This is a genomic window from Pseudomonas sp. LBUM1678 (assembly GCF_059695575.1).
The window spans coordinates 2,517,643-2,530,142 of sequence record NZ_CP166775.1; the positions used below are offsets into that span (position 1 = coordinate 2,517,643).

8 protein-coding genes are annotated in these 12,500 nt (G+C 57.9%); 1 reads left to right on the forward strand and 7 read right to left on the reverse strand.

Annotated elements, in window-relative coordinates; genetic code table 11:
- Positions 1 to 217: 217 nt before the first annotated feature.
- The 5 genes from ACA070_RS11520 to ACA070_RS11540 form a co-directional block, all read right to left on the reverse strand.
- Complete coding sequence (locus ACA070_RS11520; RefSeq protein WP_497451211.1) at positions 218 to 523, reverse strand: hypothetical protein; 306 nt, start codon at positions 521 to 523, stop codon at positions 218 to 220.
- Positions 524 to 5,182, reverse strand: coding sequence for an RHS repeat-associated core domain-containing protein (locus ACA070_RS11525; RefSeq protein ID WP_497451212.1), 4,659 nt, complete (start codon positions 5,180 to 5,182; stop codon positions 524 to 526).
- Positions 5,182 to 5,964 carry a DUF4123 domain-containing protein gene (locus ACA070_RS11530; protein WP_497451213.1) on the reverse strand — a complete coding sequence of 261 codons (783 nt, stop codon included), beginning with the start codon at positions 5,962 to 5,964 and terminating at the stop codon, positions 5,182 to 5,184. Before ACA070_RS11530 ends, ACA070_RS11525 begins: the two co-directional genes overlap by 1 nt.
- Positions 5,909 to 7,951 carry a type VI secretion system Vgr family protein gene (locus ACA070_RS11535; protein ID WP_497451214.1) on the reverse strand — a complete coding sequence of 681 codons (2,043 nt, stop codon included), beginning with the start codon at positions 7,949 to 7,951 and terminating at the stop codon, positions 5,909 to 5,911. The genes ACA070_RS11530 and ACA070_RS11535 overlap by 56 nt, the downstream gene beginning before the upstream one ends.
- Before the next feature lie 131 nt (positions 7,952 to 8,082).
- Positions 8,083 to 8,598 (reverse strand): Hcp family type VI secretion system effector, encoded by a 516-nt coding sequence (locus tag ACA070_RS11540; RefSeq protein ID WP_033058787.1) that lies wholly within the window; start codon positions 8,596 to 8,598, stop codon positions 8,083 to 8,085.
- A gap of 415 nt (positions 8,599 to 9,013) precedes the next feature.
- Here ACA070_RS11540 and ACA070_RS11545 point away from each other — a divergent pair, with 415 nt between their 5' ends.
- Positions 9,014 to 9,691 (forward strand): type 1 glutamine amidotransferase domain-containing protein, encoded by a 678-nt coding sequence (locus tag ACA070_RS11545; RefSeq protein WP_497451215.1) that lies wholly within the window; start codon positions 9,014 to 9,016, stop codon positions 9,689 to 9,691.
- A gap of 173 nt (positions 9,692 to 9,864) precedes the next feature.
- Here the strand turns inward: ACA070_RS11545 and hglS are convergent, their stop codons facing one another.
- Both hglS and ACA070_RS11555 read right to left on the reverse strand, forming a co-directional pair.
- Entirely contained in the window at positions 9,865 to 11,250 is a 1,386-nt protein-coding gene (gene hglS / locus ACA070_RS11550; RefSeq protein ID WP_497451216.1) for a 2-oxoadipate dioxygenase/decarboxylase HglS, read from the reverse strand.
- A gap of 280 nt (positions 11,251 to 11,530) precedes the next feature.
- On the reverse strand, positions 11,531 to 12,478 hold the full coding sequence (locus ACA070_RS11555; protein ID WP_497451217.1) for an alpha/beta fold hydrolase: 948 nt from the start codon (positions 12,476 to 12,478) through the stop codon (positions 11,531 to 11,533).
- Positions 12,479 to 12,500: the final 22 nt, after the last annotated feature.

A 12,500-nucleotide genomic window follows, 5' to 3' on the forward strand; every position in this document is an offset into this window, starting at 1 on the left:
GAACTGAACTGCTGAACCATTCTGTAGTGTCTTTAGTGAGCTCTACTTCAAATAAATTATTTATTGTAATTGTCCACCCGCTAGGTACCCGGATTGGCTGTAAATTATATTTTAGTGTGGAATTCATATTGTTTAGAAAAAAGGGGCGGATTTATTTTTATCAGAAAAATAAATCCGTCCCCTTTTTCTGTCCCCGTTGATTAACTCTCGATTGGTTTCAGATTTCAAGTTTCTCCAATGCGTGGGATATCGCGCTGTAAAGTTCTTCCCAGTTTTTTGCTTTATCGCTGAAAATAGGGTGCTCCCAGTCGCAGGCTTTAATCAAAGAAACTCTAAATGTTCCATTTTCACAGAATTCCGGATACCAGCCGATATCAATGATTTGATCTTTAGAAAAAACCGCCTGAAATAGGTCCTCCTTTAAATCATCAATAATTCCGGATGTGCCAACAAGTTGATTTAGGTGGGAAATATCATCAAGTGTGATTGTTCCGCCGAGTTCAATTATTTTTTTTGTGTCCATTTAGTTTTTCTTCGCTTTTGTGAGCTTTTTAAATGCATCTTCGGAAATAGGGTGGCCGTGGATAGTGTTTGCACTTAACTCGACCCTCATAAATTGTGTTTCCTTGCCATCGTTGGCGCCTATGGTCTTGCCCATATCAATGACTTTCCATGGCTTTCCATTATTGACATCTTGGCCATTTTTGAATGCATGACGTTCTAGTGCTTCGATATCCGTTCCGGGCAAATATTTTGCGGCACCTCCATTTGCCGTTGATTTAACTACGTTTGGCCAGGGTGCCTTGGGGGCTACGTGCTTGTTGCCATGATTCGTCCATTGAACATCAGGTGTTCCTGGGGTTCCTTCATTAACCTTGGCCTTGCTAGTCGGGTCTTCAACGTTATCAGAATTGCTATTCGCTGCCCCCGGACAATTGCGATTCAACCCCAACGGATCCACCCACCCCGTAGGGTTAGGCACGTACTGGTAGCTGTTCAACCCACCCGCAAGCTTGATCGGATCTGGCGTCAGAAACCGCCCGGTCCCCGGATTGTAGTAGCGATGCCGGTTGTAATGTAAGCCTGTCTCCGCATCGAAGTACTGTCCCTGAAAGCGCAGCGGGTTGTCGATTTCAGCTACGTCGAGGGCGGCGAGGTTGCCGTAAGCGCGGTACTTGGCCGACCACATGATCTCGCCGCTGTAATCGGTGAGTTCCTGCGGAGTGCCAAGGTGGTCGAGTTGGTAGTAATACGGAGTGGCCTTCAGCGGGCCTTCACCGTCGAGCATCGCCAGCGGCCGGAAGCTGCCAGGCTCATAGAGGTAAGTGCGATAACGGTCGTCGGCACTTTCCGCGATCAGGCGTTCGCCTTGCCATAGGAATTCGGTGGTGCTGCCGTTGACGGTTTTTTCGATGCGTCGGCCGAAGGCGTCGTACTTGTAGGTTGCGACGCTGCCACCTGGCAGGCTGGCGCCGATCAAGCGGTGCTGGCAGTCGTATCGGTATTCGGTGACAAGTTTTTGCCCGGTGCCGCGACGTTCGCGGGTCAGGTTGCCGTAGGCGTCGTAGTCGTAGTGGCGGTCGCCCTGCATCAGCAGGCGGTTGCCTTTGACGTTGGCCAGGTTCGCACTGACTTGGTCGCCTTGGCCCAGCAAGTTGCCGGCCGGATCGTGGGCGAAGCTTTCCGGCGTGCTGCCACGGACGTTGATCAGTCGGTCGAGCGGATCGTAATGGAAACTGCGATTGCCTTTGCGGCTGTCATCAATGCCGGCAAGGTTGCCATTGGCGTCGTAGGCATATCGACGGCGGAACAGGTTGCGTTCCTGCTGGCTGACGGTATGCGCCTGCAACCGGCCTTGTTCGTCGTACTGGTATTGGCTAAGCAACAAGCCTTGTTGGCGCTGCAGTTCGCGACCGGCGCTGAATTGGTGCGTGGTCAGGCGCGAGCCGTTGAGGTCGATGCTGTTCAGTCGGCCGCCGGATTGGTGGCGGTAGTCGAGTTTGCTGCCGTCAGGCAGGCGGCAGTGGCTGAGTTGACCGAGCTTGTCGTACTCGTAACGGAGCGTGCCCCAACCTTGGTGTTCGGTGATCAGGCGATCTTGCAGGTCATATTCGTAGGCGAGCGGCCAGTGACCGTCATCGACGTTTACGAGTCGCCCAAAGGCGTCGTAGCTGTAGTGAATTTCTTCGCCATCGGCCAGGGTTTTTACCAGCAAGCGGCCAGCGGCATCGCGTTGGTACTCTGTGGTCAGTTCGCTGCCGTCATCACCGAATTCGGTTTTCTTCAGCAACTGGCCGTTCAGGTCGTACTCGTAGGCGGTGCGACGTCCGTCGAAACCAGTTTCCTGCTGGATCAGGCCGTTAGGGAAATAGTCGAGGTGGTATTGCTCGCCACGTTCGTTTTCGATCTCGGTCAGCAACAGGCGCGAGTTGTCGTAGCGGTAGCGCAACTGGCTGCCATCCGGATTGAGGCGGCGGCTGACCAGATGCAGGCCATCGGCGTATTCGTAGCGGGTGATGCGGCCGAGTTCATCGCGTTCGGCGGTGACTTTGCCGTAAGCGTTGTAGGTGAATGCGCGAGTTGCACCACCGGGCAGTGTGATTTGTGCAAGGCGGTTGGCGGCGTCCCATTGGTAGTGGGTGATCGCGCCGGTTTCTTCCTGACGGGTGATCTGCCGGCCCAAGGCGTCGTAGCGGTATTTACGTTGCCCGCCGTCGGGTAGGCTTTCTTCCAGCAGTTGACCGAGGTTGTTCCAACCCAGTTGATGGCGGCTGCCATCAGGGTGGCGGATTTCCAGCAGACGGCCTTGGCGATCGTAGTTGTAAAGGGTGGCGTTGCCATCCGGGTCGATCTGTTGAGTGATGTCGCCCTGGTTGTTGCGTTGATACTTCCACGTGGCTTTGCCGTGATGAACATCGCTGACGAATCCATTGCTGTATTCGTAAGTAACGGGTTCATCTTCTGGGGGAATGACAGCCGTCATCAGGCCGTCTTCGTCGTACCGGTATTCGGTCACGGCGCCCAGTGGATCTTTTTCTGCAATCAATTGGCCCTTTTCGTCATAGGCCTTGAGGTGTTCAGCGCCGTCGGGATCGACCTTGCTGATCAATCGCGCTTTATCGTCGTGGGTGTAGACCTCTTCGCTGCCATCGGCGTTGGTAACGGTCACGCTACCTTTATCGTCCCAGGCGTAATGCGCTTCCATCTGCGAGAAACTCGCCCAGTGATGGATGCAACGAGCCAGCTTGCCTTCGTTTTCCCATTCCCAGAAGAAACTGGCGCCACCCGCCAGCTGTCGTTCAAGAATCACGTGTTGATCGTCGTAGCGATAGTGCTCGGCTTCACCGGCAGCGTTCTTCGCTTCGATCAGGCGATGCTGTGCGTCATAGCTGTACGTGACCAGCGTCTGTACGGTATTCCAGGCGTCTTCCAGATTGTCTGCCGGAATAAACTGCTGATAGTCGACAGCGACGATGTGCTTGCGGTCATAACGCAGGAGGAGGGCGCGACCGGCACCATTGTCCAAGCGTTTGATCCGTCCGTGAATGTCACGGGTGATGTGCAGCCGGTTGCCATAGCTGTCGCTGATGGCGATCAGGGTTGCGCCTTTGCTGTTGAAGCGGAAGTGGTAGAACGAGGGGCGGTTTCCAGCTTGTGCCAGAACCAGCTCCGATGGATCGTCACCGATGAAAATCGCAGCCCGCGACAGGCTGTTGGTGATGGCAGGGCGTTGTTGGCTCGGCAGCGGGAATGGTGTGGCACGGTTTTCGTGGTCAGTCCAGATGACTTCGTCACCGTTGATTTCGACACGGTGTGCCAGCGCATGGCTCCAGCCGTAACCCAGACCACAATCGATTTCCACGGCACTGGTTCGGTACAGGCGCGTCCACTCAAAGGGCAGTAGACCGTCGAGTTGGCCATCGCTCAGCGTCAACAACTCTTCGCCGGTGACCATCGAGACGGGGCACTTGTCGGTACAGGTTTTGGCGGCGGGCTCGGCACTCTGGTCGGCGGGCGTCTTTGCTTGCCTGGAAGCATCATCGCCGGTCTTCCCTTTGCCCAGTTTGGCGTTTTTCTTTCCGTCAAAACGCAGCTGCGCCAAACCCTTCTTCATCTGCGCCGTCACACCGCGCGCCGCAACCGCCGTGTACTTCGTGACGTATTCCATGAAGCCTTTGATGATCTTGAACACCGACTCCACAAAGCCGGTCACCGCCTTGATGATGATTTCCCCATACTTCTTCAACCGTGCGGCAAGGTAGATGACACCAGTACCTTCAGCCGCAATGGTCAGTACGATCGAAATGACGATGTCGATGGCGATTCCAACGACCGCGGCTGTGGTCATTTTCGCGACGTCGCCGGCCATCTTCATCGGTGGCAGGCCCGCCAGCCAGATAACGGCACTGCGTACCATCAGAAACAGGGCTGCCTCGTCGCTGGCCAGCAACATGGCTTTTTTCATGACGTCAGGCGTTTGTTTGGCCAGATCGATCAGTTTCTGGGTGCCAGCGCCGAGATCCTTCGCAAACTTGCTAGGGTCTTGCAGGATATCGAGCACCAGGCTGATGCCGTCCCAGACGCCTTTGATCGCTTCCCAGCCGCCTTCAAGGATGCCGTTGCCGATGGCCATGGCCGTACCGGAAGCCGACATGTTCGACCATTGCGGCTTGAAACCGGCCCACTCTTTGCGCAGGAAACCTTCCAGGTCCGCGGTGAGACCGCTATAGGAGCTGAACAGCGTATCAATCTGTGCCGGTGTCACTTCATTGTGAACGCGGATCTTGTAGAACTTGCCGGGCACACCACCTGTCCAGGCCGCTTTGCCTTGAGCATCCAGCTTGACCTTGCTGATCGCGCCGCCTTCCACCGCAACGATTTCGACTTCGATATCGCCCAGCGGAATGTCATAGACCGATTCGAATTTGCTCTCGATCAGCAACGGGCCTTTGAGGGGACACTGAGCCACGCTCGAGGAGAAGTCACCGTCGCTCATGCTGACCGATTTGCTGGTGTTGCCAACCTTTATCACTCGTTCCATGCCGAGCAGGGAGGGCAGGTCTGCTGCGCGGCTGCCTTTATCGGCGGCCTTCGCATACCAGGTTTTGGTTTGTTCCTGGTACAGCTTCAGACTGTCCTTGAACGTACTCAGTTGGTTGTCAACGTAGGCAACGCGATCCATCAGCCTTGCTCCAGAATCAGGTGGTTTAACAGTGCTTCATTCAGTTTTTTCGGAGCATCCGGGCGACGCACGAAACGTGCGATTTTCAGCTTCAGGTTGCTCTCGGGGTAAGCGGCGTAGATGTCTGGACGTTCCTCTTCCAGCCATTGCATCAGGTTGCCAATCAGGGTCGACGGGTTTTTCCTGGCCAAGCCATCGAGCAACGTCTTGGGCACTTCCCACCACGGCCAATCCTTCGTTGGCGGCACAACCCTCGGCCCAACCTCCAGACGCTTGCCATTAATCAAATATCGATCGAACACCGGCAGTACTTCACCGGCGGCTTCGCCGAGGCCTTCCAGAATCGGATAGATATGCCGTCCATCCCAGAACCGGAAAAACACTTCGGTGCCATCGGGCATGCGCACTTGGGTCAGGCTGCGAAGGTGTTCGAACACTACGTCAGGCGAACTGGTTGAAACCGCCAGCCAACCCCAGTCCTGTACATCCGTCTCGGCAACCCACTGCAAGAAACCGGAGTTGGGTTTCAACTCGACGAGGTAGGGCATGACCTGTTGCCAGCCCGCGTAGGGGGTTCCGCCCCAAATAGGAGTCGCTTGGGTCGTTGGGTTGTTCTGATAAAGCGTCTTCAGCGCATCAGCATCGCTGGCGGCGCTGATGATTAAGTAAAGGCGCTCACCTGCCTGCAACGGTTTGTCAGCAAGCCACACCTGCGGAGTCAAAAGATCAGATCGCACAAGCACCTGCCTTGCACTTCTCGCACTCTTCACAAAACGGCGCATTGCGTTTCAGCGTATTGATCTGCGCCGGCGTCAGAACCGCACCAGCCTTGTCCGCATCCGCCTGTTTCAGCACGCCGGGCATCAGCGGCGCAGCGCCAGTTCCACTTCCCGGCCCACCTCCGGAGTTCATGTTGATCACCGGCCCGCTCAGGGTCACGCCGCTGGCGTCGATCTTGATGAAGCTGCCCCCGCCGATCAGTGTCAGTTCACTACCCGCTTCAAGCACGACTTTCATGCCGCTGCTCAGGTGGATTTCCTGGCCTGCGTCGATGAACTGCCCGGTGCCGATCTTGATGTGCTGGTTCACGCCTACGGTCAGGTGGTCGTTGGCGCGGGCCTCGACTTTGCGGTCGGCGTAGACGGTGTGGTGTTCTTCGGCCTTGAATTCGCTGTAGCTGTTTTTCTCGACGGTGTCGTGGCGTTCGTTGCCGACGCGGATTTTCTGGTCGTGTTCGACGTTTTCGTCCCAGTCGCGCTGGGCGTGCAGGAAGATTTGTTCCTGGCCTTTTTTGTCTTCGATGCGCAGTTCGTTGAAGCCGCCACCGCCCTTGGAGCTGAGGGTTTTGAAGGTGCTGCGGGTTTTGTTCGCCGGCAGGGGGTACGGGACGACGTTTTCCTTGTGGTACAGGCAGCCGCTGATCAGCGGTTGGTCGGGGTCGCCTTCGAGGAAGGTGACGACGACTTCCATGCCGATCCGCGGGATGGCGATGCCGCCGTAGTGGGCGCCGGCCCAGGCGGAGGAGACGCGCAGCCAGCAGCTGGTCTTGTCGTCGGCCTGGCCTTCGCGGTCCCAGTGGAATTGCACTTTGACGCGGCCGTACTGATCGCAGTGGATCTCTTCACCCTTGGGCCCGGTGACCACGGCACTTTGGCTGCCGAGGATGCGCGGCTTCTTTTGCGTCAGCGGCGGGCGGTTCGGCACGTCCCACGGCGTGGCCTGGAAACGGTTGCGGTAACCCTGGTGGAAATCGCCCTTGAGGCTGGTGGTGTCGCTGGTCACCGACTCTTCCAGCACTTGCGGCTGTTTGCCTTCGTGGAGGACTTCGGTCAGCAGCCACAGGTCGTTCCATTTGGCTTTCGGGTGTTGGGTCAGGGCCAGGAAGTGGCCGCTGACCAGCAACGGCTGATCGCTTTTGCCTTCGGCCAGCTGAAAGTCGCTGCGGTGACGTTCCAGGTTGCGCTTGGCCAGGTGTTTGCCGCGCTCACGGTCGATGAAACGGCCGGGGTAGTCGTAGTCTTCGAGGTCGGGCAGAGCGTCGCCGCGGTTTTCGCTTTCCAGCGTCAAGCGCGGTTTTTCGAAGTCGTAGTCGCGGCGGGTGGTGCGGCTGGTGCGGGTTTCCAGGCGCAGGTCGAAGCGCTTGATCACCGGGTCGTTGGCGACCATGCCGGAGTCTTGCTGATAGGCCACGGGTGCGAGTTTCGGGAACACCGTCTGGTCATCGCCGAACACCAGTTTGTGGGCCGTGGCGCTGTGCTGGAAGTGGTAGTGGATACCTTCTTCCTCGCACAGGCGCTGGATGAATTGCAGGTCCGATTCATCGTACTGAACGCAGTAAATGCGCTCGGGATAGATCGCCCCGACTTTGAATTCATAGGCGTTGCTTTGGATGCCGTGCTCTTCGAGGACCATACCGATGATTTTCGGCGCGCTGAGGTTCTGGAAGATGCGTTGGTTGATGCGGTGCGCGAGGTAGGACAGTTGCGGGCGCAGGGTCACCGCGTAGCGGGTCAGGCGTTTGCCGGAATCACCTTGGGCGGCGCGATAGATCTGGCCATGAATGCCGCTGCCGTCAGGCGAGAGCTGCAAGAAGGCCGGTTTGTGGAGCAGGGTCTCGAGGTCCAGCGACGGCTGTTCACTGACAAGTTCCACCTCAAACACAAAAGGCTGGCTGATGGCTTCCCGACCTTGCAGGGAAAGGACCTGGAAGTCGCTGGAAAGACCTTCGATGGTCAGGGCAAAGTGAGTTTGATTGGCCGGCGCGAACATCCCTTGTTCCTCGTGCAGTGCTGCGGCATGCGCTGACACCCGGAAACCGGGTCAACGGACGCGAAATTCTGGAAGGGCGGAAACAACATCGACCAGCAGAGCTGGCCGATGCTTTAGACGGTCGGCCTGACTCAGGCGACCGGCAGACGCCAGTCATCGGAACCCGAAGTACCGGATACTTCGTGGGTCCAGGTGATTTTGCGGTAGGTGAACTGCACTTCTTCCAGGTGCGTGAAGTGGGAGTTCGACGGATCCTGGCAGTTGTGCATTTTGTTGTTGATGGCGACGATGATCGCGTCTTCCAGTTTGGTGGTGTAGTAGTGCTCTTGGGTACCTTGAGCCGAAGTGCGGTACCACTGGATAACGATCTCGCTCATGCGCTCGCCGGAAGTCAGAGCGGCTTGCAGCAGTGGCGAAGCCTTGTCGTAGACCTTGGTGATCACAACTGGCTTGTGAACGCGCTGACCGGTTGGTTGGCCGGACTGTGGGTCACGCGGAATGATCACGTCGTGGCTGAAAGCCTGAACCATGACCTGGTCTTCGTGACCTTCTTGATAAGTGTTGCCAACCGAGTCGGCGGTGAATGCGCCGGCAGTGATCAGACCTTGTTTTTCGCCAGTGACGGACATGTACGCTGGAGTAGCCATGGATGTGCTCCTTGCTGAATATAGTGAGGGTGCCCGGGAGGCGGTATCGCCCGGTGGGTGCCTGACTGTTATCAAGGTCCGTGCCAGAAATGGTGAAGGCCATGTAAATCAAGGTGTTGAGGCTTGTTTTAAAGGGCCGCGAATATTTCTAGAAGCGCTGTCGCCTGAATATGCGCAAGTTCTTGCGCAGCACTGCGCAAGAACTTGCGCACTCGGCTGGAGGGCCTGACAGGCCGGGCGATCAGCGCCTCGCAAGGACCTTTTAATCCAAGCAGTGCGCAACTTCTTGCGCAGCAAGGCTTTGCGCCATCACTCAAAGACCCCTGGCATCCGGTGCAACGAATCGACTGGCCGAGTGGTCCATAAAAACAGCGCCGTCGAGCGCCCGACAACCCCGAAGTGGAGTGAGCACGACATGAAAATCCTGATGGTTTTAACGTCCCACGATCAATTGGGTAACACGGGTAAGAAAACCGGCTTCTGGCTGGAAGAATTCGCCGCACCGTACTTCGCCTTCAAGGACGCCGGCGTTCAACTGACCCTGGTCTCGCCCATGGGTGGCCAGCCGCCGCTGGACCCGAAAAGCGACGAGCCGGACGCGCAAACCGCCGCTACTGAACGCTTTCGCAAAGACCCCGCGGCCCAGTCAGCGCTGGCGTCCACGTCGGTGCTGAGTACCGTAAGACCCGACGATTACGACGCCGTGTTTTATCCCGGCGGTCATGGTCCGCTGTGGGACCTGGCTGAAGACAGCTATTCGATCTCGCTGATCGAGGCGTTTATCAAGGCAGGCAAACCGGTCGCGGCGGTCTGCCATGCGCCGGGTGTGTTGCGTGATGTCAAAGGTGCGGATGGCCAGCCATTGGTCAAAGGCAAGCGAGTCACGGGTTTCACCAATTCTGAGGAAGAGGCGGTGCAGCTGACGAAGGTCGTGCCGTTTCTGGTGGAGGACATGCTGAAGGAGAAGGGCGGTGAGTATTCCAAGGGCGCGGATTGGGCGAGTTATGTGCTCACCGATGGTTTGCTGATCACCGGGCAGAATCCGGCGTCGTCTGAGGCTGCGGCTGAGGCGTTGTTGGCAAAACTAGCCTAACCGCCGGACCTGTAGCAGCTGTCGAGCAGCGCGAGGCAGCGTTCGGCTGCGCAGCAGTCGTGAAATCAGGCGATGCGGTGTTTCAGGAAAACCGCAATCTCAGGTATTACGACTGCTTCGCAGCCGAACGCAGCCTCGCGGGCTCGGCAGCTGCTACAAGTCCGTGTCACGCCTTAGATAGAGGGGGGCAACGCGGCAAAACACTGCTCGATCGAGCGTCGCTGCGTCTCGGCATACAGTCCCAACTCGTCAATGGTCGGCCGCCCCAGTGCCTTTTCAAACGCCTGCTGGTTCGAATGCACGCCATAATTGACCTGCGCCGCATCCCCCAGGTTCGACTGGAAAATCCCCGCCGCACTGACCGGCAGAAAATCCTCATACACCAACGGTTCAACCCGCAAATAGCCGCCACTGAGCAACGCTTCCAGCGGCAACGATTTCAGCTCGTCCGCCGCCAGGCCTTTTTCCGTGAGGAAGTAGCGAAAGTACGCCAGTTCCTGTTGGCGCATGCCTTCGTAGGTGTCAGGGAATTCGCTGAAGTGCTGAGCCATCAGCGCGTTGTAACGTTCGGCATTGGCCTCGTTAGGGAAGTCCTTCAATTCATCACGGGCAGCGTTGAGCAAACGGTCATAAAGCGCCCGGCCTTTTGGCGTGAGCGCTGCGCCGCGCTGTTCGATTTCACCAAAGCGGGCGCTGTGGCTGCCGCGAGTCTCGGCTTGATCGGTGAAGGCAATCGGCTCATCGAGCGCCTTGAAACTGGTCTGGCGCAGCAGGATCGGGCACTGGCGGCGGGGTGGCCCTTCGATGACGGCTTTGGGCGTGATGCCGTGGGCGGGCATTTGCGCCTGGACGATGTCGATGTCCAGCGTGCGCGGCGTCAGGTGATTGATGTGCGGGCCCTTGAACGCCACCACGTCGGCGATCAGTCGATGCTGCGCACTGAGTTTCTGGTACTGCTCGGCGGTGACGGTTGCGCTGTGGTGCCAACGAAAGGTTTCCAGTGCCTGATCGACGAAGTCCTGGGCACTTTGTTCGGTCAGACCGCCCTCGGTTTCAGCGCGGTCGATCAGTGCAAGGGCAGTCGGGGTGAATATCTGACGCTTATACAGCACCGACTGGGCGAAGGCTCGCAGTTCCAGGTCTTCGATCAGTTCCAGACGCAGCAGTGAGGTGAACACCCGGAACGGGCTGACTTGCAAAGCCGCTTCGTGCACGGCGCGGAACGCGGTGGAGTGTACCGGCACGCCGGCCGGGGTCAGGTCGTAATAGCCGACGGGTTGCATGCCCATCACCGCGAACAGTCGGGCGAGGGTGGCCAGTTCGTCAGCGGTGCCGACGCGGATCGCGCCGTGACGCTCCAGGTCCAGCCGCTCGATTTCGCCGGTGCTGTTCAGCTGGCGGGTCACCTGCGGATCGCTGTCCAGCACGTGACGGTTGGTCTGCTCCACCAACTTCATCAGCGCGCCGTACAGCGGCACTTCTTCGCGGTACATGTCGGACATCGCTTTGGAGAAGCGTTGGCGGATCAGGTCAGGGCTGACGAAGCTTGGGTGGCTCATGAAAGAATTCCTGGCGCGGGTGACGTGAAGGATGTGGGAAAAGATCGCAGCCTTCTGCAACGCCGACAAACGAAGTTTCTGACGGACTTCATTCTGCCAAGGACTGACGCAGAACCGGCCTTGTAGCAGCTGCCGAGCAGCGCGAGGCTGCGTTCGGCTGCGCAGCAGTCGTAAAATCAGGCACCGCGCAGTATCAGTAATACCGTGCATTCAGGATTTACGCCTGCTTCGCAGCCGAACGCAGCCTCGCAGGCTCGACAGCTGCTACACCAACCGGGGGTTACTGGTGAGAACGGCTTTCCGAGCGCAGCGATCCCAGGAATTCCCGGTACAACCGTGCGGTATTGGCCGGTTGTTCGACCATCGGCATATGGCCAATGTGGTCCCAGATGTCCACGCGTAAATCAGCGATGCCTTTACTCCAGACGGCCACGCTGCTGACGTCGATCAGGCGGTCCTTGTGCCCCCACAGCAATAGCGCCGGGCACTTGATGTCGGGCAGTTTGGGCTCCATCGGCGGGCTGGCACGGAAGTCGTTGAAGATTTCTTCCAGATCATCGCGACTCTGTTCATAGCGCTGCGCAATAGCGTCCAGCACCACGCCGGGCACCCACGGCGGCTCGGCCATGGTCATGGCATAGAAGCGCCGGAATTCTTCCCGAGAGTGAATCAAAAACGGGTTGTGCCCCTTGGCCAAATGGCGCTCGAGGTCGCTGGGCTCGGGAGAAGTGACGCCGGCCGGGTCAATCAGGGCGACGGAGGCAATCCGCTCCGGGTAAGTCGCCGCCAGCCACGCCGCGATGTAGCCGCCCATCGAGTTGCCGATCACATGGACTTTCTCGACTCCGCAAACGTCCAGCAGCTGGATCATCCGCTTGGCCTGCAGAGGAATATCGTAGCCGCCACCGGCCTTGAACCCGGTTTCGCCATGGCCGGCGATATCAGGGATGATCACCCGATAGTTGCCGACAAAGTGCCGGGCGAAGCGCAGCCAGATGTTTTTGTCGGCACTGTAGCCGTGCAGCATCAACACACTGCTGGACGCTTCGTACGGCCCGCCTTGCCAGGTCGAGACGGTCATTTCCGTGATCGGCACGACGATCTTGTGCAGCCGATACAGCTTGGCTTCCATAGCCATACTCAGGTCATAGAGCCAGTAACCGATGGCCGGGTAACTCAGCCAGCTCCAGGCTACAAAAACCGCGATAAGGACAACCAACACAAGCATCAGGCATCTTCCTTTTACGTGT

What these genes read in the sequence shown, in the direction of transcription:
- ACA070_RS11520 (WP_497451211.1), bottom strand. Translation starts at nt 523, where the DNA reads ATGGACACAAAAAAAATAATTGAACTCGGCGGAACAATCACACTTGAT.
- ACA070_RS11535 (WP_497451214.1), bottom strand. Translation starts at nt 7,951, where the DNA reads ATGTTCGCGCCGGCCAATCAAACTCACTTTGCCCTGACCATCGAAGGT.
- ACA070_RS11525 (WP_497451212.1), bottom strand. Translation starts at nt 5,182, where the DNA reads ATGGATCGCGTTGCCTACGTTGACAACCAACTGAGTACGTTCAAGGAC.
- hglS (WP_497451216.1), bottom strand. Translation starts at nt 11,250, where the DNA reads ATGAGCCACCCAAGCTTCGTCAGCCCTGACCTGATCCGCCAACGCTTC.
- ACA070_RS11530 (WP_497451213.1), bottom strand. Translation starts at nt 5,964, where the DNA reads ATGCGCCGTTTTGTGAAGAGTGCGAGAAGTGCAAGGCAGGTGCTTGTG.
- ACA070_RS11540 (WP_033058787.1), bottom strand. Translation starts at nt 8,598, where the DNA reads ATGGCTACTCCAGCGTACATGTCCGTCACTGGCGAAAAACAAGGTCTG.
- ACA070_RS11555 (WP_497451217.1), bottom strand. Translation starts at nt 12,478, where the DNA reads ATGCTTGTGTTGGTTGTCCTTATCGCGGTTTTTGTAGCCTGGAGCTGG.
- ACA070_RS11545 (WP_497451215.1), top strand. Translation starts at nt 9,014, where the DNA reads ATGAAAATCCTGATGGTTTTAACGTCCCACGATCAATTGGGTAACACG.